The following is a 25,856-nucleotide window of genomic DNA, read 5'->3' on the forward strand; positions in this document are numbered from 1 at the left end:
GCCAATACGTGCCATCTTGTTCGCCAGGGCGACGGTGGCTTTGTAGCGCACCTGCGCTACACCTGCGTTGTCTGCGCGCTTACGTCGGCGAGCGGGTGTGCCCCCGGGAGGGACGAGCACCAGCTCGTCCGCGGGGCAGCAGGAGGGCCCGCCCATCGAGCCAACCGGCGCGCTGCGCTGTTCGCACCCGGGGCGGGTGCTCCTACAAGGTGACGACGCCCGGGGGGCGAGCTTATCGCGCCCTATGGCGGCCTGTGGGCTCGACGTTCCCGGGCAGCGGCTCCCCGGGGTGTAGCGCACCTGCGCTACACCTGCGTTGTCTGCGCGCTTACGTCGGCGAGCCGGTGCAGCCCCGGGAGGGACGAGCACCAGCTCGTCCGCGGTGCAGCAGGAGGGCCCGCACATCGAGCCAGCAGGTGTGCGACGCTGTTCGCACCCGGGGCGGGTGCTCCTACAGGATTACGACATCCGGGAGGCGGGTTCACGGCAGCCGCCGTGTTCCGTCTTACTCGTCCCGGCGCAGATCCTCCGGGATCGGCGGTTCGGGCATGGGGCCGGGACGCTGTCCCTTGCCCTGCTGATACTGGCGGATCTGGTAGACATAGGCCAGCACCTGGGCCACGGCGAGATAGAGACCGGCGGGGATCGGCTGCTCGAGTTCGGTACTGTAGTACACCGCCCGTGCCAGCGGCGGCGATTCGAGGACGATGACATCGTGCTCGGTGGCGACCTCGCGGATCTTCTGCGCCAGAAAGTCGGCGCCCTTGGCCACCACCACCGGCGCGCCGGATTGCACCGGGTCGTATTTCAGCGCCACCGCGTAGTGGGTCGGGTTGGTGATTACCACGTCGGCCTTGGGTACCTCGCCCATCATGCGCCGCTCGGCCATTTCCCGCTGCAGCTGGCGGACACGGGACTTGACCTCGGGCTTGCCCTCGCTGTCCTTGTACTCGTCGCGCACTTCCTGCTTGGTCATCTTGGTTTTCTGCTTGTTGTCCCAGATCTGGAAGGGCACATCCACTGCCGCGATCAGGATCAGCGCCGATGCCAGCAGCACCAGTGACGTGCCCAGCACCCAGGCACTGTGGGTGATGGCCGTGGGCAGGGGCTGGTTGCCCAGCGCCAGCAGATCATCGGTGCGCATGTTGAGCACCACCAGGGCCATGACCAGCACCACCAGGAACTTGGCCAGGGCCTTGAGCAGCTCGACCAGTGCCTTGATGGAGAACATCCGCTTGAGCCCGGCCAGGGGGTTGAGCCGTTCGCCCTTGGGGGCCAGCAGCTTGGCGCTGAACAGCCAGCCGCCGAGCAGCACCGGGCCGACCAGCGCTGCCACCAGCAGCATGAACAGCAGCGGCGCCAGCCCCGAAAAACCGTGGTTGAGTGAAGACAGCAGGTGCAGGCCCATGCTGTCGGTGTTGTACAGGGCCTCGCGCTCGATGGAAAAGTTGTACACCATCAGGTCCATCAACCGCTGCGCCAGGCGCGGACCGAGCATCAGCAGGCCGACTGCCGCCACCATGACCACGGCCAGGGTATTGAGCTCCTTGGACCGGGCAACCTGGCCTTTCTCGCGGGATTCCTTCTGGCGTTTCGCCGTGGGTTCTTCCGTGCGTTCCTGGCCGCTGTCTTCCGCCATCAGCGCGCCCCCACCATTTCCCGCAGCCAAATCAGGGCTTCGGAGGCCAGCAGGTGATACTGCCCGGCGGCATTACCCAGCAATACCCAGAGAATGAACAGACCGAAGACCAGGGTCAGCGGAAAGCCGATGGAGAAGATGTTCAGCTGGGGGGCGGCGCGCATCATCACGCCGAAGGACAGGTTGACGATCAGCAGCGCGGTGATTGCCGGCAGACCGATCAGCAGCGCCGAGGCCATGACCCAGGAAAAGCGCAGCACCAGGGTGTGGAAGTCCACCGCCTGCAGGGTCTGACCTATGGGCAGGGTGGTGAAGCTCTCCACCAGCACCTCGATCACCACCAGATGCCCGTTGAGCGCCAGAAACAGCAGGGTCACCAGCATGGTGAACACCTGGGCCACGACCGCCACGGAGATCCCCATGGCCGGATCGTTCATCGAGGCAAACCCCAGCCCCATCTGCATGGCGACGATCTGCCCGGCAATCACATGGATCTGGAACAGCAGCTGCAGCAGAAAGCCCATGCTGGCACCGATCAGTATCTGCTCGGCAATGACCACCCAGGTACTCAGCGCCAGGGGCTCGAGCTGCGGTACTTCGGCAATCTGCGGCGCCACCAGCGCGGTCAGGGCCAGCGCCAGATACAGACGGATGCGCATCGGCAGCAGCTGGGTACCTATCACCGGCATGGTCATGAGCACTGCGCCGATACGGAACAGTACCCACAGATAGCCGGCAATCCAGCGGCCGATATCACTGCCCGCCAGTTCGATCATCAGCCGATCAGCCCCGGAATGCTGCGGTACAGCTGGTCGGTGAACTCGATCAGCTGGCGTACCAGCCAGGGACCGAGAAAGATGATGGTGACGAAGGTGAACAGCAGGCGCGGCAGGAAGCTCAGCGTCTGCTCGTTGATCTGGGTAGCGGCCTGAAATACCGCTACCATGAGACCGACCAGCAGACTGGGCACCACTATCACCGCGACTATGATGGTGGTCAGCCAGAGTGCCTGGCGGAACAGATCCACTGCTACTTCAGGTGTCATTGTTCAGTCTCCTCCATGGAGCCGGAGCCGCGTATATCTGTCGGCGAGCCGGTGCTCGCCAACCGCTGGGAAGCCTGCAGTGCGGAGTTCACGCGCGCCCCCTAGGTCACCGCAAAGCTGGCGGCCAGGGTACCTATGATCAGGGCCCAGCCGTCGACCAGCACGAACAGCATGATCTTGAACGGCAGCGAGATGATCAGCGGCGACAGCATCATCATACCCATGGCCATGAGCACGCTGGCCACCACCAGATCGATCACCAGAAAGGGGATGAAGATCATGAAGCCGATCTGGAAGGCGGTCTTGAGCTCCGAGGTGACGAAGGCGGGTACCAGGATATGAAAGGGCACGTCCTCGGGCCCGGTCAGATCGGTGCGCTTGGCCAGCCTGACGAACAGCTCCAGATCGGTCTCCCGGGTCTGCGCCAGCATGAACTCACGCATGGGACCACCCGCTGCCTCGAGCGCCTGCTGGGGTGCCAGCTCCTCGTTCAGATAGGGCTGCAGCGCATCGTTGTTGATGCGCTCGAATACCGGGGCCATGATGAACAGGGTGAGAAACAGCGCCAGCCCTATGAGGATCTGGCTGGAAGGCGTCGACTGCAGACCCAGAGCCTGACGCAGGATGGCGAACACTATGATGATGCGGGTGAAGCTGGTCATCATCATGACGAACGCCGGAATGAAGGTCAGCGCACTCATCAGCAGCAGGATCTGCAGGCTGACCGAGTAGGTCTGCTGGCCCTCGGCGTCGGTGGTCAGGGTGATGGCCGGCAGACTCAGGGGGTCGCCGGCGGTCTGGGCAAACGCCATGGGCGTCAGCAGGGTCAACAACAGCAGCGCCCAGCGCATCATGGCTTCTGGTCCCTCTTCAGCATTGCCTGCAGCTTGCGGGCGAAATCGCCACCGCCAGCTCCAGCGTCATCCGTTACCGGTTCTTCCAGCACATGCAGGGTGGTGATGCGCCCGGGAGATATGCCCAGCAGCAGCTGCCGGCCACCGACCTCGACCAGGGCCAGGCGATCACGCGGCCCCAGCGGATAGAGGCTGATGACACGGATATGCTGGCCGCCCTGGGGGGCCAGCGGGCCGACCCGGCGCATCAGGTAGCCGAGCAGGAAGATCAGCCCGACCACCACCAGCAGCCCCAATCCCATCTGCACCAGCTGACCGGTCAGGCTGGTGCCGGGCCCCGGTTCGGCAGCGGCCGCCGTCAGCGGCAACGCCAGCAGCCCCGTCAGCGGGGCGCACGTCCACCGGCGCAACAGCATGTCAGCTGAGCTTCTTGATGCGTTCGGCCTGGCTGATCACGTCGGTCAGACGGATACCGAACTTCTCGTTGACCACCACCACTTCCCCATGGGCGATCAGGGTACCGTTGACCTTGACGTCCAGCGGCTCACCCGCCAGACGATCCAGCTCCACCACGGAGCCCTGGTTGAGCTGCAGCAGGTTGCGGATGGTGATATCGGTGTTGCCGACCTCCATGGAGATGGTCACCGGGATATCCAGAATCACGTCCAGATTGGGGCCATCGGCACTGCCGAAGGGGTTGTCCGACGCCTCTCGCCGGGGCGCACCGAACTCCTCCATCGGAGGTCGGGATACGTTATCCCCCAACAGGGTATCAATGTCATCCTGACTGGCGTTACCTGCCTCGTTCAGTGCGGCGGCCCATTCATCTGCCAGCGCCTGCTCCTCCGGACTGATCTCGTCCTTTCTGTCCTCAGCCATCTTGCCTGACCCTCGTTTACCTGTAGTACTGCGTTAATGCTGACTGCCCTTCCCTGTTCAGCGGGGACGGGTAATGGGTCCGAGAATCTGCAGGGCCAGATTGCCCCTGGCAGATCCCAGTCGTGCCTTGAAGGTGGGAACCCCATTGGCGCAGAGCACCATGTGTTCGGGCATTTCCACCGGTATCACATCGCCGGGCTGCATGCTCAGCAGGTCACGCAGCTTCAGCTCGCGCCGCACCACGGTGGCACTGAGCGGCACCTTGGCGGCGGTGATCTCCTCACGCAGGGCCTTCACCCAGCGCTCGTCATGCTCATCGACATCTGATTGCACCCCGGAATCCAGCACCTCGCGCAGGGGCTCGATCATCGAATAGGGCATGGTCACGTGCATCTCGCCGCCGCCGCCATCCAGTTCGATATGGAAGGTGGAAACCACCACCACCTCGCTGGGGCTGACGATATTGGCCAGAGCCGGGTTGACCTCGGAGTTGACGTACTCGAACTGCACATCCTTGACCGCCTGCCAGGCCTCCTTCAGATCAACGAAGGCCTGCTCCAGCACCATGCGCACTACCCGCAGCTCGGTGGGGGTGAACTCGCGGCCCTCGATCTTGGCATGCCGGCCATCGCCACCGAAGAAATTGTCCACCAGCTTGAACACCAGACGGGCGTCCAGGATGAACAGGGCCGTGCCGCGCAGGGGCTTCATCTTCACCAGGTTGAGGCTGGTCGGGACGTACAGGGTGTGAACGTATTCGCCGAACTTCATTACCTGGACGCCCCCCACCGAGACGTCGGCGGAGCGGCGCAGCAGATTGAACATGCTGATGCGGGTGTAGCGGGCGAAGCGTTCGTTGATCATTTCCAGCGTGGGCATGCGCCCGCGCACTATCCTGTCCTGGCTGGTCAGGTCGTAGCTTCTGACGCCGCCCGGCTCACTGTCCTGCTCACTGTCAATGATGCCCTCGTCCACCCCGTGCAGCAGGGCATCGATTTCATCCTGGGAAAGCAGATCCTGAACCGCCATATTATTTTTCCTATTGCAGAACCAGATTGGTGAACAGTACCGACTCGATTATCGGCTTGCCGAGCTCCTGTTCCATCAGGGTCTGTACCGCAAGGGTGGCCTGCTCGCGCAGTTTTTCCTTGCCTTCGGCAGACATCAGTTGTTCGAAATCAGCACTACTGAACAGCATCACCAGTTGATTGCGTATCAAGGGTGAATGTTCCGTTGCTGCTGCCATGGCTTCGGGGTCGCGGCCCATGAGTACCACGCTGACCTGCATGTAACGCTGGCGCCCGCCATGGGCATAGTTCACGGTGAACGCCGGATCCAGCGGCTGATAGAGCGCCGGCAGCCGGGCCGGCTCCCTGGCCGCCTCGCTGACCGCGCCGTTGCCGTTACTACCGGACATCAGTGCGTAGGTCAGTCCCGCCGCCGACAGCAGGAAAGCCACCAGCCCCACGCAGATCAGGATCAGGGACTTGCTCTTTCCTTCGGGTTTTACTTGCGGAGCCTGTTGCTGGGCTCCCGCCTGGTTTCTTGCCATGACAAATTTCCGTCGCCAGTTGGCGCTTGACCGCCTGTGGTGAATTTACTGCATTGATCATGCCAGAAGCGCGACGGATGCGCGGCCTCCGGCAGCTGCGCACAAGGATAAAGCCCAGCGGCGCAAATGTCTCACATTGCCATGGCAGAATTGCGGGTGGGCATTGCCCCGCAGTGGCTGCGGGGCGCGGGTGGGAGAAGGCTGGCCAGCGACTCCGGTACGATCCGGAGCCGTCCCGGTCAGACGTAGTAGTCCACGAGGCCACGCAGCGGTCGTTCGACCCGCGGTGTCAAGGTGGTGACGGGGTCATTGTCGGCTGCGCCGCCTTCGGATCTGCCGGTGCCGCCCTGCCTGCCCGAGCGCTCCGCCAGCTGCCCGTCACCCTGGCGAGACTGCTCGCCGGCGGAACGGTCCGTGACGCTAACCTGGGTCTGCTCCAGGCCCTGGCCGGCAAACATCTCGCGCAGGCGATGCATCTGACCTTCCAGCGCTTCCCGCACGCCGGGGTTCTGGCTGACGAACTGAACCTGCAGTTCCTGACCGCGGTTCTGGATATGAATCTCCAGCGGTCCCAGCTCCGCCGGGTCCAGCTGGATCTCCACACTGCGCAGGTTCTGGCTAGACATCCACATCACCCGCTCAACCATGGCCTCGCCCCAGCTCTGATGGCCGAAGGGCACCGTGGCCGGCTGCATGGCGGCCGCTACCGGGCGAGCGGTCAGCGGGGTCGCGGCGCTGCCCGAGGCAGCATGGCTGCGGCCCAGGCCTTCCAGCGCGTCGCCCTCCTCTCCCTGCCCGGTACGGGCGGGGTCCATCTGCTCCAGCAGCCGGCTGAACTGGGTTGCGGTCACCGGTGCCGCCTCCCCCATGGTGCGCTGCATCAGGGCTGCCAGGTCCTGCTGCCCCGGCAGCTGGACCGTGGCAGACTGGCCGGCGGGCGAAGCGGTTGCCACAGTCGCGGCGGTCGACGTGTTGGTCGCGCCGCTGCGGACAGTGTCGGTCAGCTGCGCAGCACCGTCGGCCCGCCCGCCGGGCGTGCCCGGATCAGCGTCCAGCATCCCAGCCTCCGGGTTGGTTACCGGAAGCTGGCCCTGGGCGTTGATGCCCGGCATCTGGGTAACGGGCTGGGCTGCGGAGCCCGGCTCCCCACCGGGGATTGCGGTCCGGGGTACAGCGCCGGGCTGCAGCAACTGCATCCACTGGCTGATGACGGCCAGCGCCTCACCACTCACAGGCTCACCGTCCTGCTGCGGCAGCTGCTCGATCAATTGCTGCCACTCGGACGGCAAGACCTTGCCGTCAACGGCAAGGCTTGCCTCCTCCAATGCCGCCAGCTGGTCCGCGCTCAGACTGTCGACCAGCGACTCCAGCTCCTCGGGCAACTGCTCGGCAAGCAGACCGGCGAACAGCTCCCCACCCTCGCCCACCGTTGATTTCTGCGGGCTGGAGCTGCCCTGAGCAAGGCGCAGATCGCTACTGAAGATGGCCATCAAGGCCTGACTGGTGGACATCGGGACTCTCCATGAAAGACGCAATCGCGGTCAATTGCAGCCTGCCCGCGGCAGGATTTATCTGTGCTGCAGGTTATGGAGCAACTTCCGGGCCAAGGCGGCGCCGGATCATTCGTTGCTGGAGCTGCGGTGACTGAACAGGCGCTGGGTCAGCTCATCCAGCAGCTTCTGCTCCTGCTTGTCAGCCCGGGCCCGGGCCTCTTCCCGGTAACGCTCGATCAGCTTGCGCAGCGCCTCGACCCGCTGGTAGCGCTGGCGCCAGTTGTCCCGGGCCCGCTGCAGGCTCTCGGCATACCAGTCCACCGTCTGCCTCTGCTGCTCGACGGCCACGTGCATCTGGCTCATGAAGCGCTGGTAGTTGATCAGCCAGTCACGGCCCACACCCTGACTGCCGCGCTGGGTCCAGCCCTTCTCGTATTCGCTGGCATAGTGCTCCAGGTCACGCAGGCGGTTACCGGCGTCCTCCAGCTGCCGCTGGCATTCCCCGAGGGTACGGGCGGCCTTGCGCTCCTCTTCCAGCGCCATGTCCAGCACCGGCGCCATGCGTCTGGCTCTGGGATCAGTCATTGATCAGCTGTTCCAGCTCCGCGCGGCTCTGTTCCAGACTGAAGCTCTCCCGCAGCCCCTGGCGCAGGAAGGCCTGGATGGCGGGCATCCTGGCGATGGCCTTGTCGGTCATGGGGTCCGAGCCGGCGGCGTAGGCGCCGACACTGATCAGGTCGCGGCTCTGCTGATAGCGGGCGTACAGCTGCTTGAGCTGCTGGGCCTGACGCAGGTGCTCGGGGGTGACTATCTGCGGCATGGCACGGCTGATCGAGGCCTCGATATCGATGGCCGGGTAGTGCCCTTCTTCGGCCAGCCGCCGCGACAGCACCACGTGACCATCGAGAATGGCCCGCGCGGAATCGGCAATGGGATCCTGCTGGTCATCCCCCTCCGACAGCACGGTATAGAAGGCGGTGATGGAACCGCCACCCTGCTCGGCGTTACCGGCCCGCTCGACCAGCGCCGGCAGCTTGGCAAAGACCGAAGGGGGGTAGCCCTTGGTCGCCGGCGGCTCGCCGATGGCCAGGGCGATCTCCCGCTGGGCCTGGGCATAGCGGGTCAGGGAATCCATCAGCAGCAGCACGTTCTTGCCCTTGTCGCGGAAATATTCCGCCACCCGGGTGCAGTACATGGCGGCGCGCAGGCGCATCAGCGGCGCATCATCGGCTGGAGAAGCCACCACCACGGAGCGCGCCAGGCCTTCGGTACCGAGAATCTCCTCGATGAACTCCTTGACCTCGCGACCCCGTTCACCAACCAGACCGACCACGATGATCTCCGCCTCGGTGAAGCGGGTCATCATGCCCAGCAGCACGCTCTTGCCCACGCCGCTACCGGCAAACAGCCCCAGACGCTGGCCGCGACCCACGGTCAGCATGCTGTTGATTGCGCGGATGCCCACATCCAGCGTCTCGTCAATCGGATGGCGCTTGAGCGGGTTGATGGTCGGACCGTCCAGGCTGACCCAGTCCTCGCAGACGAAGGCACCCTTGCCGTCCAGCGGTCGACCGATGCCGTCCAGCACGCGACCGAGCATGCCGCTGCCCATCGGCAGCTTGCCACCGCCGGCGGAGGGCACCACGCGGGCGCCGGGCTGCATGCTCTGCATGCGATCGACCGGCATGAGATAGATCTTGCTGCCGGCAAAGCCGACCACCTCGGCTTCGACCCGCTCCTCCCCCTGGGGCGTCTCGTTGATCACCACGCAGCGGCTGCCGACCTGGGCCTTGAGGCCCTCGGCCTCCAGGGTCAGGCCGACCATGCGGATCAGCCGGCCCTCGACCACAGGTGCCGCGGGCAGCTCCACTGCCGGCACGTAGCCGCTGAGCCGCCGGGCAAAACTGATACGCCGGGCTTCAGTCATCAGCGCTTTCCCCGATCAGACCCAGATCCGCCGCCGGCGGATTGGCGCGCTGCTCGCGCCGCTGATCATGCAGCTGCTGGATTACCTGTTGCAGGCGTGTTTCGCGACTGGCGTCGACCTGACTGTGCTCGGCCTCGACGCGGCAGCCGCCCGGCAGCAGCTGGTCGTCCTCCAGCAGGCGCCAGCTCTCCTCATGGCGCTCGCGGATGGCCCTGACGGTTTCGAAATCGGTGGGATTGAGATAGATGCGGATCTGCTCGGCTCCCACGGGCAACGCCTTGAGCGCACCGCGCAGGACCTGACGGATCTGGCTGGAGTCGCTGTGCAACTCGCGCTGCACCACCTGGCGCACCATGGTTTCCACCAGCTCCAGCAGCATGTCCTCGATCTGCTCGTCCTGATCGCGGATAGGCTCCATCAGGTGGGACATCAGCGCTTCCAGCTCGGCCACCCGGGCTTCCAGACGCTCGCGGGCCTCCTGCTGGGCCTTGAGCTGGCCGGAATGGAAACCATCACGCTCGCCGGTGGCAAAGCCCTCGTTATAGGCCTCGGCGCGGATCTGCTCCAGTTCCTCGACGGTGAAGGGTTTGACCTCGGGTTCCTCGGGTATCTCTTCGACCGCAGGGGCCTCCACCTCCGGTTCAGGCTCGGCCTCGGGCTCGTCTTCCCGGGGCACGTGGTGGCCGTCCAGATCGAAACTGGGCAGGTCCCAGAGGTTGAAGGCCTCCACCCGGTCGGCGCGGATCAGATCGCTGTCATTCTTGTCACTCATGCCCCGGTGTATCCCCTGTCAGTCCTGCCACGCTCACCCTGCCTGTGGAAGCATCCGCGGGAGCGCCGGCGCCGGCCCCGGCCCGAAGCCCGGGCCTCTCAAAGGCTCAGACGCCCCCGCGTATCAGATCATTTCCTCGGCACCCTTGCCACCGAGAACGATTTCGCCGGCATCGGCCATGCGCCGGGCAATGGTGAGAATTTCCTTCTGCGCCGCCTCCACCTCGCTGATGCGGACCGGCCCCTTGGCCTCCAGATCGTCCTGCAGCAGCTCGGAGGCACGCTTGGACATGTTGCGGAAGATCTTGTCCTTGACCTCGTCGTCAGCCCCCTTGAGCGCCACGACCAGCACCTCGCTGGAGACTTCGCGCAGCAGCAGCTGGATGCCCCGGTCGTCCACGTCGGCAAGATTATCAAACACGAACATCAGATCCTCGATCTTGTTCGACAGATCCTCGTCCATTTCGCGGATAGCCTCGATCAGCTGCGCTTCGGTCGAGCTCTCCAGGTAGTTCATGATGTCCGCCGTGCGCTTGACTCCACCCATGTTGGCGCGGGTGGTGTTGGAGTTGCCGGCGAACTGCTTCTCCAGCACCTCGTTGAGCTCCTTGAGCGCCGAGGGCTGTACGGTGTTGAGCGCCGACACCCGCAGCAGCACGTCCAGTCGCACCTTGTGATCGAAGTAGCTGATCACCTCAGCGGCCATATCCGGGTCCAGATAGGCCACGACGATGGCCTGAATCTGCGGATGCTCGTAGCGGATCACATCGGCGACCGCGCGGGGCTCCATCCACTTGAGGCTGTCCAGCCCCGAGGTGCTGCCACCCATGAGAATGCGGTCGACCAGACTGTTGGCCTTGTCCTCGCCCAGGGCCTGGGTCAGCATGGTGCGGATGTAGCCATCGGCGCCGACCCCCAGACCGGTCTGGTCGCTGGCCACCTCGATGAAGTCCGCCATCACCTGCTGCACCTGATCCCGATTGACCGTGCGCAGGCCGGCCATGGCGCTGCCGACGCGCTGCACTTCCTTGGGGCCCATGTGCCGCAGCACCGCTGCTGCGTCGGACTCACCGAGGCTCAGCAGAAAGATCGCCGCCTTGTCCAGCTTGCTCAGCTTCTGGGTACGCTTGTCGTCACTCATCGGAATTGATCCACTCCTTGACCACCTGGGCCACCCGGCCCGGGTCTTCGGCCAGCAGGCCCTTGATCGCGTTCAGCTGCTGCTCGTAACCGGCACCCGGCGGCGGCAGCAGCACCGGCCCGGAGGTCGGCCCGGACAGGCTGACAGTGTCATCGCTCAGCTCGTCGGTCAGCAGCGGGTCATCGCCCACCGCCGGATAGGGGTAGTTTTCGGCAGGCTGGCGATTGCCGCCGCCGATACCCTTGAGTACCGGGCGCAGCACGCCGAAGACCAGCACCAGCACGAACAGGATGCCGAGTATCTGCTTGGCGATATCCCAGAACCAGGGCTGGCTCCAGAAGGGTATTGCCGGGATCTCCAGCACTTCCCCGGTGGGCACGAAGGCGGCATTGACCACGCTGACGCTGTCACCGCGGGCCTCATCATAGCCCACCGCATCGCGCACCAATTGGGTCAGATTGGCCAGTTCCGCCTCGCTCAGCGGCACGCTGACCACCTCGCCGGTCTCGGCGTTGAGTTGCTGGCGGTTGTCCACCACCACGGCTACCGACAGCCGGGTCAGCCGGCCCTGTTGCTGACGGCTGTAGCTGATCTGCCGGTCCAGCTCGAAATTGCGCGTGGCCTGTTCACGGCTGTCACGGGGCGGTGCAACGACCACCGGCTCGCCGGTCTCCGGATCAATCACCTGCTCCGGTACCGAGGTGGTGCCCGGAGGCTGGTTGCTCAGGGCGCCGGGGATACCGACCGGCGCCTGCCCGGCCACGCGCTGCTCGCTGAGCACCTGCTCGCTGCGCAGCACGGCGTCGGGACTGAAGCTTTCGGCGGTGGATTCCAGGGTACTGAAGTCCACATCAGCGGACACTTCGGCACGATAACGGCCGTCGCCCAGCACCGGTTGCAGGATGCTGTGCACGCGTCGGGTGTAGGTATCTTCCAGACGTCGGGTGTGCTCGAACTGGCGACCGGCAATGGTCAGCTCGTTGAGCTCGTCCTGATCGGACAGCAGGTTGCCGTGCTGGTCGACCACGGTCACCTGATCCTTGCTCAGCTCGGGTACGCTGGTCGCCACCAGATTGACGATGGCCATGACCTGGGCGGCCTCCAGCTTGCGCCCGGCATAGAGCTCGAGCAGAACCGAGGCGCTGGGCTTGCGGTCATCCCGGACAAACACGGTAGAGCGCGGCATGGCAATGTGCACCCGCGCCGCCTTGACGTTGTAGAGGCTGGAGATGGTCCGGGCCAGCTCGCCTTCCAGGCCCCGGCGATACTGGGTGGTCTCCATGAACTGGCTGGTACCCAGACCGCGCTCGCGGTCGAGAATCTCGAAACCGACATTGCCGTCACCCTGAGTGACACCGGCACTGGCCAGCTGCAGGCGTGCATCGGCCAGGTCCTCTGAGCGCACCAGCAGCGCGCCGCTGTTGGGCTCGACCTTGTAGCGGATGCGGCTCTGCTGCAGTACCTCGATCACCTGGCTGGCGTTGAGATTGTCCATGCTGCCATACAGCGGGCGGTATTCAGGCTGCTGGGACCAGAGCACCACGGCAAAACCGATCGCCACACTCGCCGCCAACCCCACCAGCAACGCGAACTGGCGCAGCATGGGCAGCTGGGCGAGATTATCCAGAAAGCCCAGACCCGGCAGCGGGCGGCGCGGCGTCTCCGGCAGAGCCGGGTCGGGGCGCGTGGCGGGCGTATTGGGAGTGGTGGCAGCGTCCATCAGGTGTTTCCTCGGTCAGGCACAGCGCAATCGGGTAGCAGGATCAGATAGGCATCTTCATGATGTCTTCGTAGGCGGTGATCAGCTTGTTGCGCACCTGGGTCATCGCCTGGAACGCCACGCTGGATTTCTGCGATGCTACCATCACCTGCGCCAGATCGATGCCCGGCACCCCCCGCTCGTAGCCGCTCTGCAACTCGGCGGTGGTCTGCTGCAGTTCATTGACGCGGTTGACTGCCTGCTGCAGCAGGTCATCGAATGCCGGCCCTCTGGTTTCCTGGGGCGCTGCGGGCGCTACCGGTTGCGGACGGCTCATCGCTTCCAGTTGCATGGAGCGCATCTGCAGCATCAGACGATTGAATTCAACACCCTGTGTCATTCACATTCTCCAGGCCGTAAATATTTTGACGGCAAAATCGACTCTGCAGAATATTCAGCAAGATTGATGCCAGCTCGCCGAGAGAACGCTGCCCCCGGCTCAGCCGGCAAACAGCATGGCATCCACATCCACACCGGCATCACGCATCTGGGCCAGCTTGTAGCGCAGGGTGCGCGGGCTGATGCCGAGGCGCTCCGCCGCCTCCTTGCGCCGTCCACGCTCGGCGCGCAGGACGTCGATGATCAACTGGAACTCCCGCTGCTTCACATCCTGCCCCAGCGCCCCGGTAGATACCGGTGGCGGCATATTGACCGCCGGCTGCACCGGCGCGGCCATGCTGATGCTGTTGGCCGTCAGACCCAGTCCGGGCATCGGGCCGAGGCACAGATCCGCCGCGCGGATCACCCCGCCCTGCTGCAGAATGAGGGCGCGCTGGATGGCGTTATCCAGTTCACGCACGTTGCCGGGCCAGTTGTGCTGACGCAGGGCCTGGCAGGCATCCTCGGCCAGACGCACCGGCCCCTGATTCATCTTGCCGGCATGCCTGGCCAGCAGACGCTCGGCGATCGGCAGTATGTCCCCGGGACGCTCGCGCAGCGGGGTCCACTGCAGCGGGAAGACACCGAGCCGGTAGTAGAGGTCCTCGCGGAAGCGCCCGGCCGCCACCTCGGCCTGCATGTCCCGGTTGGTGGTGGCGAGAATGCGGATGTCCAGTTCGATCAGCCGACGGCCACCTACCCGCTCCACCTCGCGCTCCTGCAATACGCGCAGCAACTTGGCCTGCAGCGCCAGGGGCATTTCCGATATCTCGTCCAGCAACAGGGTGCCGCCGTTGGCCTGCTCGAACTTGCCAGGCTGGGCGGCGACAGCTCCGGTGAAGGCGCCCTTCTCGTGACCGAACAGGGTCGCCTCCAGCATGTTCTCCGGAATGGCTGCGCAGTTGATGGCAATGAACGGCTGATCGGCCCTGGGTGAGTGCTGATGGATATAGCGCGCCAGCACCTCCTTGCCGGTGCCGGACTCGCCGGAAATCAGTACCGTCGAATCGCTGGCGGCCACACGCTGGGCCAGATACAGCAGCTGCTGGCTGGCCGGGTCCACTGCCACCGGACCGTCGGTACCGGCGCGCAGGCGGCCGAGGGCGTGCTGGGCGACCAGATCAAGCAGTGCCTGGGGCTCGAACGGTTTGACCAGATAGTCCACCGCGCCGTCACGCATGGCGACCACCGCGTTCTGCACCGTGCCGTAGGCGGTCATCAGCAATACCGGCAGTTGCGGGAAGCGCTCCCGCAGGGTGCGCAGCAGCGCATGACCGTCCATGCCCGGCATGTTCACATCGCTGACCACCATGGCGACGCTCTCCCGCTGCAGCAGGGTCAGTGCCGCCTCACCGTCGGCGGCTTCCAGGTAGTCGTAACCGCCCAGCGCCAGGGTGTCGGCCAGCGCCTCACGCAGGGCGCGATCATCCTCGACCAGCAGAATGCGTGACTTGCTCATCTAGTGCTTCCTCCTGAGACCGGCTGCGGCAGTACCGGCAGCACCAGTTCCGCCCAGCTTCCCTGCCCCGGCCGGCTGCGCAGAAGGAATGCGCCGCCATGGGCCTGGGCCACGGATTTGACAACGGATACACCCAGCCCGGTGCCCTGCTCCCGGGTGGTGTAGAAGGGCTCGCCGATCCGGGCCAGCTCGGCCCGGGTCATGCCCTTGCCTCCATCCACCACATTGAGGCTCAGGCGCCCTTCCTGCAGGCGCAGGATGACCTTCAGCCGCGGCTGCGGATAGCCGGCCTGGATGGCGTTCTCGATCAGATTCAGCGCAGCGCCCAGCAGGGTTTCCCGGTTGCATACCAGCTGCACGTCAGCGGGGGTGCGGTCGGCCCAGCGGCAATCGGCTCCGGCTTCGACGATCAGGGTCTCGGCCTGCTGCCTCAGCTCCCGGAACAGCTCGCGGGCCGACACTTGGCTGTTCAGCGGCAGATCCCCCTTGGCGAACAGCAGCATGTCGCGCACCTGCAGCTCGATGGCCTGCAGGCGGTCCTTGAGCCGCTGACTGAAACGCTGGCGGTGATTGGCCGTCAGCTCCGGCTGGTTCAGGTGACTGGCATAGAGCAAGGCGGTGGACAGTGGCGTGCGGATCTGGTGCGCAAGCGACGCCACCATGCGCCCCAGCGCTGACAGCCGTTCGTTACGCGCCAGCTGCGCCTGCAGCTGGCGCGTCTCGGTAAGGTCGGTGAGCAGGATGATCTGCCCTGGCTCGCCCTGCAGGGACCGGGTCGCCAGGGAGACACGGCGACCGCTGCGCAGGGAGACTTCATGGTAGTCGTCATCACGGGGGGCAAAGCGCTCGCGGATGAGCTCGCGCCACAGCTGGCCTTCCAGAGGCTCGCCGAGCAGCTCCCGGGCAGCCGGGTTGGCTTCGCGGACGACACCACGGCCGTCCAGCACAACCACCCCACCGGGGAGCAGATCCAGCAGATTCTGCAGCCGTCCGGCAAGGCAGGCCTTCTCGGCCAGTTCACGGGTGCGCTGGGCGCTGACTTCAGCCAGTTCCGCCTTGAGCTGAGCCACCTGCTGCTCGAGCAGACTCTGCGACTCACGCAGTTGCTCGGACATGCGGCCGAACAGGTCATAGGCCTGCTGCAGCTGTTCCCGGTCCGGATGCGTGGCCGCAGGTTCCTGCGGCAGATGTGTTGCGGTGGCGGTCATGACAACTCCCTGAATCAAACTTCCGGAAGCATCAATACAATTTCCGTACCACCCCAACAAAAACGTTAAAAATCAACAGGTTACGAACATCAAAGAAACACCGCTGTCAGTCTTCTGACGCTTCGCGACTGACCGTCGTCTCGGCATCCCGGCTCATGCCGTACTTGCGCATCTTCTCCACCAGGGTGGTACGACGGATACGCAGGCGCTCGGCGGCGCGGGCCACGACGAAATTGGCATCATCCAGTGCCTGCTGGATCAGCGACTGCTCCAGTTCAGCCAGATGCTCACGCAGATCCAACCCTTCCGGCGGCAGCCCCACAGAGCGGCTGAAGCCGGCGAACGGAGGGCGCCAGGCGTTATCATCCTGCTCCTGCTGCAGCTGGCGCAGATCCTCGTTGTCATCATCCACATAGCGGAACTTGCGCGGCAGCTCGCCCACACCAATAACCCCATGAGGATGCATGATCGCCATGCGCTCGACCAGGTTGGCCAGTTCGCGCACGTTGCCCGGCCAGGGATGCTTGCACAGGGACATGATGGCGGCGCTGCTGAAGCGGATGGAGCCGCGCTTTTCCTTTTCCAGCCGGGTGATCAGCTCGTTGAGCAGCAGCGGCAGGTCCTCGATGCGTTCGCGCAGGGGCGGCATCTCGATGGGGAACACGTGCAGGCGGTAGTACAGGTCTTCGCGGAATTCGCCGCGGGCGATCATCTCTTCCAGGTTCTTGTGGGTGGCGGCAATCACCCGCACATCCGCCTGCTGCGGCTTGTTGCCGCCCACCCGTTCGAAGGTGCGCTCCTGCAGCACCCGCAGCAACTTGACCTGCATGTTCATCGGCATATCGCCGATCTCGTCCAGAAACAGGGTGCCGCCGGCCGCCAGCTCGAAACGCCCGGCGCGGCTGGTGATGGCGCCGGTGAAGGCGCCCTTCTCGTGCCCGAACAGCTCGCTTTCCAGCAACTCGGCGGGAATCGCACCACAGTTCACCGGAACGAAGGGGGCATCCTTGCGCCTTGAATGGTAGTGCAGGTTGCGGGCAACCACTTCCTTGCCGGTACCCGAATCGCCCAGGATCAGCACCGTGGCCTCGGTATCGGCCACCTGCTTCATCATCTGGCGCACAGACTGGATCGCCCGGCTGGTACCGACCAGGCTGCGGAACAGGTTGGGCTCGCGCTGATGCTTGCGCAGCCCCTCGTCGAACACCTCGCGGTAGACCTGAGCGCGGTGGAGGATGTCCAGCAGCTGGTTGTAGGTCAGCGGCAGCTCGGCGGTGGACAGCAGGCGCTGACGCATGTAATCCGGCCAACCGACGACCCGGTCGCGACCTATCACCACCACAGGAACATGGGCATCCCAGGCATCCAGTTGTTCAACCAGACTGGCAAGACCACCGGGTGAGTCGCACTCGCCGATGATCACGCACTTGACGGCCGCACTGGAGCCAATCTGCTTCTCCACCAGCGCCTGCCAGCCGGTCGAGGCGACGGGAAACGGCTCTTCCCCCAGGAATTCCAGGATCAGGCGAAGGTCATGACGGCTCTGGGGACAATCATCAACAAGCAGAACATAACTATCTGGCGGCATAGCGGGGAACAGGTCCTTTGACACGCGGTAACTGGCGCAGTGATAGCGTTACGCCATAAACACGAAAACTAACGGACAACTTAGTGATAAAGGAGACCCGAGTCAAATACTTGGCGCACTTTTCAGGTGCAGCCTGTCCGAAATATCAATTTCAAGGGGAACTTTCAAGAATTGGGGATGTCGTCGCTGCCCGCGCTGTGCCGTCTTCAGCCGAGCGACCGCTCAGCTGAACATCTGATAGACCTTGGCGCCCTGCTTGCTGCGCTGCACCGCCTGCAGCTCTTCGGCCAGCTTGCCCTGTACCGCCTGACAGAGACCGATCACCTCTCGGTAGGTGGCGGACAGGGATCCCAGCACCTCGGCCAGCTCCGCCTCATTGCGCTGAGGATCGGCCATGGCCTGCTGCACCAGGGTGCGGCACAGATGATCGAGCTCGCCCACCTGCTGCCAATCCCCCGCCTGCACGGCAGCGATCAGCGCCCTGTGGGTATCCTGCAATTGTTCTACCGCAACGGCCATGATTTCAACTCCCGGATCAGGAATGACGGATACCGTCCCAACCCTGCTTGATCTCGCGCAACAGCCCCGCCACCTCGTCGAGCATGGCCGGATCATTCTGCAGATTGGCCTGACTCAGGCGCTGCTGCATGAAGGCATACAGATTATCCAGATTGGATGCTATTTCGCCACCTTTATCCTTGTCCAACGCCTCACGCAGGCCACCGATGATACCCATGGCCTTGCCGATCAGTTCGCCCTTGAGCGCGACGTTGCCGTACTCCATTGCCCCCTTGGCCTGGGCCAGGCGCTGCAGACCACCCTCCATCAGCATCTGGATCAACCGATGCGGATCCGCCTCGGTTACCTGGGCGTGAACACTGACGGTCTGGTACTGCTTCATTGCGTAGGCATTCATAAGAAAAACATCCCGATAACTGTGACACCTGACCCGGTTATCGGCCATGGCGGCAAAACCTGAAGCCCTTTTTTTGTTTGCCCGCACCTGCAAACATGACTATCTTTCAGTAGTAGCCCTCTGATGGCAGACAATAACAAGGACAAGTCATGCCCCGCCGCCCCCTCCTGCTGGCCGCCCTGTGCCTGCTCGCGCTCACCGGGTGCAAGTTCGGTTCCAGTTCAAGCTCAGGCTCCGGCAACCACGCATCCCCCCGGCTACCACCCAATATCCTGTTCATCGTCATTGACGACGTGGGGGTGGATCAGTTCGCCAGCTTCGGTTACGGCGGCGCCCAACCGGCCCAGACCACCAGCATCGACGCCATTGCCCAGGCCGGGGTGCGCTTTCGCAACACCTGGTCCATGCCCACCTGCTCACCGACGCGCTCGACCTTTTTCGAGGGGCGCTACCCATTTCGCAGCGGTGTACGCAACGCCATCGTCTCCAATGACCTGGCCAACTCCCAGGTTTCGCCCTATAGCCTGACCACGCCCCGGTTGCTGCGTGAGCAGGCCGGCTACGTCAGTGCGCTGATCGGCAAGATGCACCTGACCGGCTCCGACATCAATCCCGCCAACCACCCGCTGGGCGACGACGCCATGCGTGAACTGGGCTGGGACTACTTTGCCGGCTATCTGGACGGCGCACCCTACCCGATCGACACCACCGCCGGCGGCGTCGCCCCGCCCGGCACCTACCACTGCGGCTTTGTGCCCAACACCACGGCGGACATCAACAATGGCGCCGATTACGGCGTCTGCTACCTGCCCGCGGGCCACAGCGATGGCAGCCACCTGCTGATGACCGATCCGGACCAGTACCCCACTCCGGGCCGTACCTGTCTGGAGCTGGGCGGCATTCTTGATCCACGCGCCACTGTCTACAGCGAAGCCCGGCGCGATGAACTGGACTTCGCCACCCAGAACGGCCACTACACCGGTGCCTGGAAAATCAACCTGGCCGACGGCAGCAACCGCCAGCTGAGCGCCGACCAAGCCGAGGCCCGGGGCTACCGCACCGTTCTGGAAACCAATCTGGCCATCGAGTGGCTCAACCGCATCAGTGAACAGCAGCCCGACAAGCCCTGGATGCTCAGCCTCGGCTACTCCGCCCTGCACACGCCCCTGCAGCCGCCACCGGCCAGCCTGCTGCCCCACCCCGACGCCACCCTCAGCCTGGTCGGCTGTGGTACACCCGTGGCCGACAGCCTGACCGAACTGGGCATACTGCCCGACACCGCCATCGATCTGGCCGACTTCGCCCAGCAGCGCGCCGTGGCCCAGCACATGCTCGAAGCCGTGGACCATGAAATCGGCCGTCTATTAGTCAGCACCGGTATCGCCCTGGAGCAAGACGACGGCAGTCTGGAATACAACCCCGACAGCAACACCGTGGTCATCATCACCAGCGACAACGGCACCTATATGCCCACCGTCAAGCTGCCCTTCGACCCGCTGCGGGCCAAGGGCTCGCTGTACCAGACCGGCGTCTGGGTACCGCTGATCGTTGCCGGGCCGATGGTCACGGAAAGCGACCGCGACGTGCCGCACATGGTCAACAGCACCGACCTGTTCAGCCTGTTCCGGGAAATCGCGGGAATCGACGCAGCAGCCCTGCCCAGCGAGCTGCAACTGGACGCCCAGCCGGTCATGCCCTATCTCACCGAACCACAGCACGAGGCCATCCGCAGCACCAACTTCACCGAACAGGGCACCAATATCAGTGCCGAGACCCCGGCCCCCTGCGTCATCCCCGCCGCCAACACCTGCGTGCAGATATTCCCGCAGCAGGGTGTATGTGAGGACCAGAGCGGTGTCTGGTACGGCCCCGGCAGCGCCATCGATCCCAACGGCTTCAGCTCCTGCTGCGCGGTCAACGCCTATCTGGAAGACCAGGGCCAACCCGCCACAATCCTCTTTCCTCAACACCAGAGCGCATTGCGCAACGAGGATTACAAGCTGGTACGCATCCGCCGCATGGACTGCGCCACCGACAGCCTGGTCGATACCGAAGAGTTCTATGAGATAAACCAGAGCACCGACCCGGCGCAGCTCAAGCTCGACCGCGCCGACCAGGACCTGCTGGCCAACAACAGCCTTAACCCCGAGCAACAGGCCATCTACCAGAGCCTGAGCGACCAGCTGACCGCCCTGCTGGCCAGCAATATCAGCTGCCCCGGCGACGGCAACGGCGATCTGCAGGTGGATCAGACCGACCTGGACGAATGGGCCTACTGGGCCGACCCCAACCAGGGCGGCGGCGCCTCCAGCTGGTACGACTTCAACCACGACGGCATCACCGACGAAGCGGACAAAGCCATCATCGAAGCCAATCTGGGGAATGCTTGCCGGATCTGATTCCGGCAGCATGGATAACGCTCCAGCGGGGAAAGCTGGAGCATCTTCAGCGCTGGCGAGCCCCCGCTCGCCGACAGAATCGACCTGCCAACCCATCACACCCTGCCACATTGCCCCTGTCCATATTCCACCACCTCTGTAATCCTTTACGAATCTGAACTTCATCGACATCCACATCGCCCTGGACGATAATGAAATGCGGGAACATCAAGATCACCCAGTATTTCCATTTGATAAGGGGCTCCCAATGGCAACATCCATCAAGATTGACGACACGCTGAAAAGCCGCGTCCATCAGCTTGCCAATCAGCGCCACCGCTCACCCCAAGGCATGATTCAGGAAGCAATCGAACAGTACATTGAGCGTGAGGAAGCCCGTGAGCGCTTCAAGCAGGAAGCCCTGGCGTCTTGGCAGTCCTACCAGGAAACAGGTCGCCACCTGTCCGGACAGGAAGTGCGCACCTGGTTGAATACCTGGGGCACCGATGACGAAAAACAGATACCAGAGTGCCACAAGTAATCATCACAGAGCTCGCAGCGGAAGGTCTTGAGCGCTGCCGTCTATTCCTGGCCAGAAAAGCACCAGCGGCAGCCGCCCGGGCCGGCCAGGCCATCGAACAGCAGCTTCTGCTACTGGAAACCACACCGGATATTGGCCGACCATTCGACGACCTACCAGAGTTGCGTGAGCTACTGATTCCCTTCGGTGACTCCGGCTATGTAGCTCTTTATCGCCATGACCCACCCAGCGATACACTATATGTTCTGGCCTTCCGGCATCAAAAAGAAGCAGGCTATTAGATAGCCGCTCGCTGAAAGCCCCCAAAAAACAACAAACCCCGGCCAAAGCCGGGGTTCGCCAAATCATCACCACCACTCAAAAACCAGCCCTATCTGGGCTCGATCGCATCCCAGCCTTCCTTGATCTCCTCAAGCAGGCCCTGCACTTCTTCCAGCGACCGCGGCGTATCATCCAGCGCTACGCCCGCCAGTTTGCGGGTCATGTAGTCGTAGAGGCTGTCCAGGTTCTCGGCAATCTCGCCGCCCAGTTCCTTGTCCAGCGAAGCCTGCAGCGCACCAATGATACTGATGGTGCTGCTCACCGCCGTGCCGCGCCGCTCGGCATTACCGGTCGCCTGGGCATGCCGCGCCAGCTTGAGGCGCTCGATGGCACCGTTGAGCAGCAGCTGCACCGCCCGGTACTGGGACACTTCCTGGGCCAGGTTGACCTGCTTGTAGGTATCGATGGGGCTTTTCATCTACTTCTTATCCTTGCGAACGACGCCGGGCAGGCTGTCGAGTTGGGCAGTCAGGAACGAGCTGGTACTGCTCATCTGCGATACCAGCGCGTCCATGGCGTTGAACTGGGCGAACAGGCGCGACTCCAGCTTGGTCAGACGCATTGCCAGCGTCTCGCGCTGCTCATCCACGCCCGACAGGGTGTTCTGCAACGCCTTGGTGCGATTCTCGAGAATCCCACCGGTCTGGGTGTAGGGCTCTATCTTGGCTTCCATGCGGGCCATCAGCCCCCGCTCGCCGGTAAAGAACCCGTTGACCTGCTCGAGGTTGTTGTCCAGCGCATTATCCAGCTTGGTGCCGTCCACCGCCAGCTTGCCGTCACGCTGGGTGCTGATGCCCAGGTCAGCCAGTATGCGGATGCCCTCCCCGGCGGACGGCGTGCCCAGCTCGGTACGCATGGCGTTCATGAACGAACGCACCGAGGAGTCCCCCACCAGCGCAGCCGCCAGCGGCTCACCATCATCGCCACCGACCGAGACCACGCTGGTCAGCGAATTGACGGTGTCGAGCATCTTGTTATACGCGTCGACAAAATCGGTGATCGACTTGCGGACGCCCACCTTGTCCTGGGTCACGCCCAGATTGACCGTCTCAGCATTCTCCAGCGCCTCAGCGGTTTGGGCCTTCTTCAGGGTAAGGGTTACCCCTTCGATGGCATCCGTCACCGTGTTGCTGGCGCTGTTCAGCTGGATGCCGTCAATAGCGAAACTGGCATCGCGCGAATAGCTGATCACGCGTGCCGCACGGGGATTCGCCGGGTCAACCGGCGTGGGCTGGAAGTCGGCATCGGTGCCAGAGGACGGTGTGAATGCCAGAGCACTGAGCCCGCCCGAGTCAGCGCCGGACACCTCGACGCTGATATCGTTACCGGTACCGGACTTGTCCGAACTCAGGATCAGCCGGGAGCCGCCATCGCCGCTGGGGTCGGTGACAATGGTCGCACTCAATCCCTTGTCCTTGCCGGCCGCATTGATGGCATCGCGGATATCGGTGAGGTTGGCGTCGGTCACGTCGATATCCAGCGAGTCCTCGCCGATATTGATGGTCAGGGTACCGCTGCCCAGTGGGTCCTCGGCATTCTCGACACCGGCCAGCGCCACCTTGCTGCTCTGCGCCAGGTTGAACACCTGCACGTTGTAGTTGCCGGTGACGGCCTTGGAGCCAGCGCTGATGCCGACGATATCTGCATTGCTGGTCGTCGAGCTGCGCTTCTCGAACAGCGCAGGATCATTCAGCTTGCCGAGGGCTTCCTTGAAGGTCGACAGCGCGCTCTTGAACTGCCCCAGCGCCGACACCTTGGACGTGGTGGACTTTTCCAGACGATCCAGTTGCGCAGTCTTCGGCGCGGCCTCCGCATTCAACAATGCCTTGACCATGCCGTTGACATCCATGCCCGAACCGATACCGGTGATTGCCATAATCCTACCCTCTGCGTCCGTTTATTGACGCATCGCTTGCTGAAAGTGAGTACTCCAACGTATCAAGCATGTACCGTGCCAAGCACACGCGTTCCTGCTCCAAGCCGAGCCGCCTGGACAAAGACCATCAGATCAACGCCCCCTGTAGGAGCACCGCCCCGGTGCGAACATCCCCGCACCCGCCCGCCAATCTCAGGCCTCAGCCCTGAACAACAGACTGCGGATCTCGGACAGACTCTCCGCCAGTCGCACCGCCTCTTCCGAGGGAATCTGGCGAATCACCTCGCCGGTATCCCGCTCGGTTACCTTTATCAGCATGCGTCCACTGTTCTCATCCAGCTGAAACTGGATATTGTGATGGGTCGCCTGCACAAAATCCTGCATATCCGTTACCGCCGCCAGCACCTGCTCACGATTCGGCTCGGACGTGCCCTTGTTCTGCAACAACTCGGCCTGTCTGGCATCTGCCTGAGCCGGTTGTGTATCCGCAATATCCTGTGTTCTGGAAGCCGGAGCGCTTACCCCGACATTACCCCTGCTACCGAGAGATCCCATATCCATGGTTTTTCCTCCGAACAGGACAAGGCGGGAGAAGAGTCACCCCTTCCCCCGCCAGTCATACCGCCAGCTTACCTTAGCCCAGCAGGCTGAGGACCGCCTGCGGCAACTGGTTGGCCTGGGCCAGCATCGCAGTACCCGCCTGCTGCATGATCTGGTTCTTGGCCAGGTTGGCAGACTCGGCTGCGTAGTCGGTGTCCATGATGCGAGCACGGGATGCAGAGGCGTTCTCAGCGATATTCTGCAGGTTGCTGATAGTGGATTCAAAGCGGTTCTGCACCGCACCCAGGTCAGCGCGTTGAGCGTCGATAGTTTCGATAGCCGCATCAATCGTCAATAGAGCTTTTTGCGCACCCTCTGCGGTTGTAATATCCATTTCTTCAACGGACAGCGATTTTACCGCACCGTTATCAGCCGGTGTGAAAACACCCACCGTGAGTCCATCAGGAGTATCTTCAAATGCAATAGTAGTCAGTGCGTTCCCACCTTCATCGTCTATTGCAGACACGACGTTAATCGCACCACTGCCTTGAACAAACGCACCTACGCCCAAGCCGGAGTCGCTGATTGCCGCTGCAATTTTAGCGTTAGCCACGTCGGCGGAGTCACCTTTCTTGATCGCAGCGTATACGTTAACTTCGCGGTCGTCAGCCATAGTTATGGTGATTTTCAGGTCACCATCCTCGGTAATACCGCCGGGGTCCACCGTCGCCGCAGTAAGAGCATTGTCGAAATGACTTCCGCTCAATGATGACTTGCTCGCTTCGCCGATAGACATACTGATCGTTTCGTTCGCTGCAGCACCAACCTGGAAGCTCGCAGAGCCGAAGGTTCCATCAAGGAGATTTTTACCACCGAACGTGGTGGTCTTGCTAATACGATCCAGTTCGTTTTTTAACTGTCCCACTTCAGCGTTAAGAGCTTTACGCTCCGCATCACTGTTAGAGCCGTTAGCAGACTGCAGAGCCAGGTCCCGCATACGCTGCAGAATGTTAGTCGATTCCTGCAGTGCACCTTCAGCAGTCTGGGCAATGGAGATACCATCGTTGGCGTTCTTCACCGCGACGTTCAGACCATTGATCTGGCTGGTCAGACGGTTGGAAATCTGCAGACCTGCTGCGTCATCCTTGGCGCTGTTGATGCGCGAGCCGGAGGACAGACGCTCCAGCGAGGTGGACAGGGCGTTGGTAGAACCACTCAGGTTGCGCTGAGCGTTCAGGGAAGCAATGTTGCTGTTTACTGTCAGGGCCATGGTAGTTCTCCATTTGACCAAATCGATGTTTGTCTGAGCCAGCGACTCATGGGTCAGGACTCGCCCAGACACCCATAATGTTCGCGTTCAATCCCTTTATCGGCGTACTGGCCAAGAGCTTTAATCTTTTCCGGAAAAATTTTTCCGGATGGGTTGACAGCCTTCGCAGCGCCTTGCCGATACCCGGGGTATCGGGCGTGTCGACAAAAGCTTTAGGATGACTTGGCTTGTTTGGCTGATAAGACGTGCTGCGCATTACGCTGACAGCGGGGCGGCCCGGTGGCGCTCCTGTAACGGCATCGGGTCGAGCGGGGGGATCCG

The 25,856-nt window shown here is 63.2% G+C and carries 27 protein-coding genes; 3 read left to right on the top strand and 24 right to left on the bottom strand.

Annotated features, from left to right (window positions below; genetic code table 11):
* Positions 1-505: 505 nt before the first annotated feature.
* The 20 genes from flhB to fliS (BM046_RS15700) form a co-directional block, all read right to left on the bottom strand.
* The gene (gene flhB / locus BM046_RS15605; RefSeq protein ID WP_090541186.1) at positions 506-1,639 is read right to left on the bottom strand and encodes a flagellar biosynthesis protein FlhB; all 1,134 of its coding nucleotides are present in this window, start codon (positions 1,637-1,639) and stop codon (positions 506-508) included.
* On the bottom strand, positions 1,639-2,415 hold the full coding sequence (gene fliR, locus BM046_RS15610) for a flagellar biosynthetic protein FliR (protein WP_090541190.1): 777 nt from the start codon (positions 2,413-2,415) through the stop codon (positions 1,639-1,641). The genes flhB and fliR overlap by 1 nt, the downstream gene beginning before the upstream one ends.
* Entirely contained in the window at positions 2,415-2,684 is a 270-nt protein-coding gene (gene fliQ, locus BM046_RS15615) for a flagellar biosynthesis protein FliQ (protein ID WP_090541192.1), read from the bottom strand. The genes fliR and fliQ overlap by 1 nt, the downstream gene beginning before the upstream one ends.
* Before the next feature lie 101 nt (positions 2,685-2,785).
* Entirely contained in the window at positions 2,786-3,538 is a 753-nt protein-coding gene (fliP, locus tag BM046_RS15620) for a flagellar type III secretion system pore protein FliP (protein ID WP_090541193.1), read from the bottom strand.
* Positions 3,535-3,954, bottom strand: a complete 420-nt coding sequence (gene fliO / locus BM046_RS15625) for a flagellar biosynthetic protein FliO (RefSeq protein WP_090541196.1) — start codon at positions 3,952-3,954, stop codon at positions 3,535-3,537. The genes fliP and fliO overlap by 4 nt, the downstream gene beginning before the upstream one ends.
* Before the next feature lies 1 nt (position 3,955).
* Positions 3,956-4,417: a flagellar motor switch protein FliN gene (gene fliN / locus BM046_RS15630; protein WP_090541198.1), complete on the bottom strand. Its 462-nt coding sequence runs from the start codon at positions 4,415-4,417 to the stop codon at positions 3,956-3,958.
* Between the two features lie 57 nt (positions 4,418-4,474).
* On the bottom strand, positions 4,475-5,446 hold the full coding sequence (gene fliM / locus BM046_RS15635; RefSeq protein ID WP_090541200.1) for a flagellar motor switch protein FliM: 972 nt from the start codon (positions 5,444-5,446) through the stop codon (positions 4,475-4,477).
* Positions 5,447-5,456: 10 nt separating this feature from the next.
* On the bottom strand, positions 5,457-5,969 hold the full coding sequence (locus tag BM046_RS15640) for a flagellar basal body-associated FliL family protein (RefSeq protein ID WP_090541202.1): 513 nt from the start codon (positions 5,967-5,969) through the stop codon (positions 5,457-5,459).
* A gap of 239 nt (positions 5,970-6,208) precedes the next feature.
* Positions 6,209-7,480 carry a flagellar hook-length control protein FliK gene (locus BM046_RS15645; protein ID WP_090541204.1) on the bottom strand — a complete coding sequence of 424 codons (1,272 nt, stop codon included), beginning with the start codon at positions 7,478-7,480 and terminating at the stop codon, positions 6,209-6,211.
* Positions 7,481-7,588: 108 nt separating this feature from the next.
* Positions 7,589-8,047 carry a flagellar export protein FliJ gene (gene fliJ / locus BM046_RS15650; protein WP_090541206.1) on the bottom strand — a complete coding sequence of 153 codons (459 nt, stop codon included), beginning with the start codon at positions 8,045-8,047 and terminating at the stop codon, positions 7,589-7,591.
* Positions 8,040-9,389: a flagellar protein export ATPase FliI gene (fliI, locus tag BM046_RS15655; protein WP_090541208.1), complete on the bottom strand. Its 1,350-nt coding sequence runs from the start codon at positions 9,387-9,389 to the stop codon at positions 8,040-8,042. The genes fliJ and fliI overlap by 8 nt, the downstream gene beginning before the upstream one ends.
* Complete coding sequence (fliH, locus tag BM046_RS15660) at positions 9,382-10,161, bottom strand: flagellar assembly protein FliH (RefSeq protein ID WP_090541211.1); 780 nt, start codon at positions 10,159-10,161, stop codon at positions 9,382-9,384. Before fliH ends, fliI begins: the two co-directional genes overlap by 8 nt.
* A 123-nt stretch (positions 10,162-10,284) precedes the next feature.
* Entirely contained in the window at positions 10,285-11,301 is a 1,017-nt protein-coding gene (gene fliG / locus BM046_RS15665) for a flagellar motor switch protein FliG (RefSeq protein ID WP_090541214.1), read from the bottom strand.
* Positions 11,294-13,021 (bottom strand): flagellar basal-body MS-ring/collar protein FliF, encoded by a 1,728-nt coding sequence (gene fliF, locus BM046_RS15670; protein WP_090541216.1) that lies wholly within the window; start codon positions 13,019-13,021, stop codon positions 11,294-11,296. Before fliF ends, fliG begins: the two co-directional genes overlap by 8 nt.
* Before the next feature lie 43 nt (positions 13,022-13,064).
* A complete protein-coding gene (fliE, locus tag BM046_RS15675; protein ID WP_090541219.1) occupies positions 13,065-13,400 on the bottom strand; it encodes a flagellar hook-basal body complex protein FliE in 336 nt (111 codons plus the stop codon).
* A gap of 99 nt (positions 13,401-13,499) precedes the next feature.
* Complete coding sequence (locus BM046_RS15680) at positions 13,500-14,897, bottom strand: sigma-54-dependent transcriptional regulator (RefSeq protein WP_090541222.1); 1,398 nt, start codon at positions 14,895-14,897, stop codon at positions 13,500-13,502.
* Positions 14,894-16,105: a sensor histidine kinase gene (locus tag BM046_RS15685; protein WP_090541224.1), complete on the bottom strand. Its 1,212-nt coding sequence runs from the start codon at positions 16,103-16,105 to the stop codon at positions 14,894-14,896. Before BM046_RS15685 ends, BM046_RS15680 begins: the two co-directional genes overlap by 4 nt.
* A gap of 106 nt (positions 16,106-16,211) precedes the next feature.
* Positions 16,212-17,693: a sigma-54 dependent transcriptional regulator gene (locus tag BM046_RS15690; protein WP_090541227.1), complete on the bottom strand. Its 1,482-nt coding sequence runs from the start codon at positions 17,691-17,693 to the stop codon at positions 16,212-16,214.
* Between the two features lie 222 nt (positions 17,694-17,915).
* Positions 17,916-18,212 carry a flagellar protein FliT gene (gene fliT, locus BM046_RS15695; RefSeq protein WP_177197894.1) on the bottom strand — a complete coding sequence of 99 codons (297 nt, stop codon included), beginning with the start codon at positions 18,210-18,212 and terminating at the stop codon, positions 17,916-17,918.
* 16 nt (positions 18,213-18,228) lie between these two features.
* On the bottom strand, positions 18,229-18,609 hold the full coding sequence (fliS, locus tag BM046_RS15700) for a flagellar export chaperone FliS (RefSeq protein ID WP_090541233.1): 381 nt from the start codon (positions 18,607-18,609) through the stop codon (positions 18,229-18,231).
* A gap of 149 nt (positions 18,610-18,758) precedes the next feature.
* On the opposite strand from fliS (BM046_RS15700), the gene BM046_RS15705 reads away from it, so the two are divergent.
* From BM046_RS15705 to BM046_RS15715, 3 genes are all read left to right on the top strand, one after another.
* The gene (locus tag BM046_RS15705; protein WP_090541237.1) at positions 18,759-21,008 is read left to right on the top strand and encodes a sulfatase-like hydrolase/transferase; all 2,250 of its coding nucleotides are present in this window, start codon (positions 18,759-18,761) and stop codon (positions 21,006-21,008) included.
* Positions 21,009-21,255: 247 nt separating this feature from the next.
* Positions 21,256-21,528 (top strand): CopG family ribbon-helix-helix protein, encoded by a 273-nt coding sequence (locus BM046_RS15710; protein ID WP_090541240.1) that lies wholly within the window; start codon positions 21,256-21,258, stop codon positions 21,526-21,528.
* Positions 21,516-21,809, top strand: coding sequence for a type II toxin-antitoxin system RelE/ParE family toxin (locus tag BM046_RS15715; protein WP_090541245.1), 294 nt, complete (start codon positions 21,516-21,518; stop codon positions 21,807-21,809). Before BM046_RS15710 ends, BM046_RS15715 begins: the two co-directional genes overlap by 13 nt.
* 89 nt (positions 21,810-21,898) lie before the next feature.
* Here BM046_RS15715 and fliS (BM046_RS15720) read toward each other — a convergent pair whose 3' ends face one another.
* The 4 genes from fliS (BM046_RS15720) to BM046_RS15735 form a co-directional block, all read right to left on the bottom strand.
* Positions 21,899-22,267 (bottom strand): flagellar export chaperone FliS, encoded by a 369-nt coding sequence (gene fliS, locus BM046_RS15720; protein WP_090541248.1) that lies wholly within the window; start codon positions 22,265-22,267, stop codon positions 21,899-21,901.
* Positions 22,268-23,725 (bottom strand): flagellar filament capping protein FliD, encoded by a 1,458-nt coding sequence (fliD, locus tag BM046_RS15725; RefSeq protein ID WP_235818665.1) that lies wholly within the window; start codon positions 23,723-23,725, stop codon positions 22,268-22,270. It lies immediately after the preceding gene.
* Between the two features lie 192 nt (positions 23,726-23,917).
* Positions 23,918-24,286, bottom strand: a complete 369-nt coding sequence (locus tag BM046_RS15730; RefSeq protein ID WP_090541255.1) for a flagellar protein FlaG — start codon at positions 24,284-24,286, stop codon at positions 23,918-23,920.
* A gap of 73 nt (positions 24,287-24,359) precedes the next feature.
* A complete protein-coding gene (locus tag BM046_RS15735; protein WP_090541258.1) occupies positions 24,360-25,535 on the bottom strand; it encodes a flagellin in 1,176 nt (391 codons plus the stop codon).
* Positions 25,536-25,856: the final 321 nt, after the last annotated feature.

Source organism: Halopseudomonas formosensis, assembly GCF_900115905.1.
Taxonomy (GTDB): domain Bacteria; phylum Pseudomonadota; class Gammaproteobacteria; order Pseudomonadales; family Pseudomonadaceae; genus Halopseudomonas; species Halopseudomonas formosensis.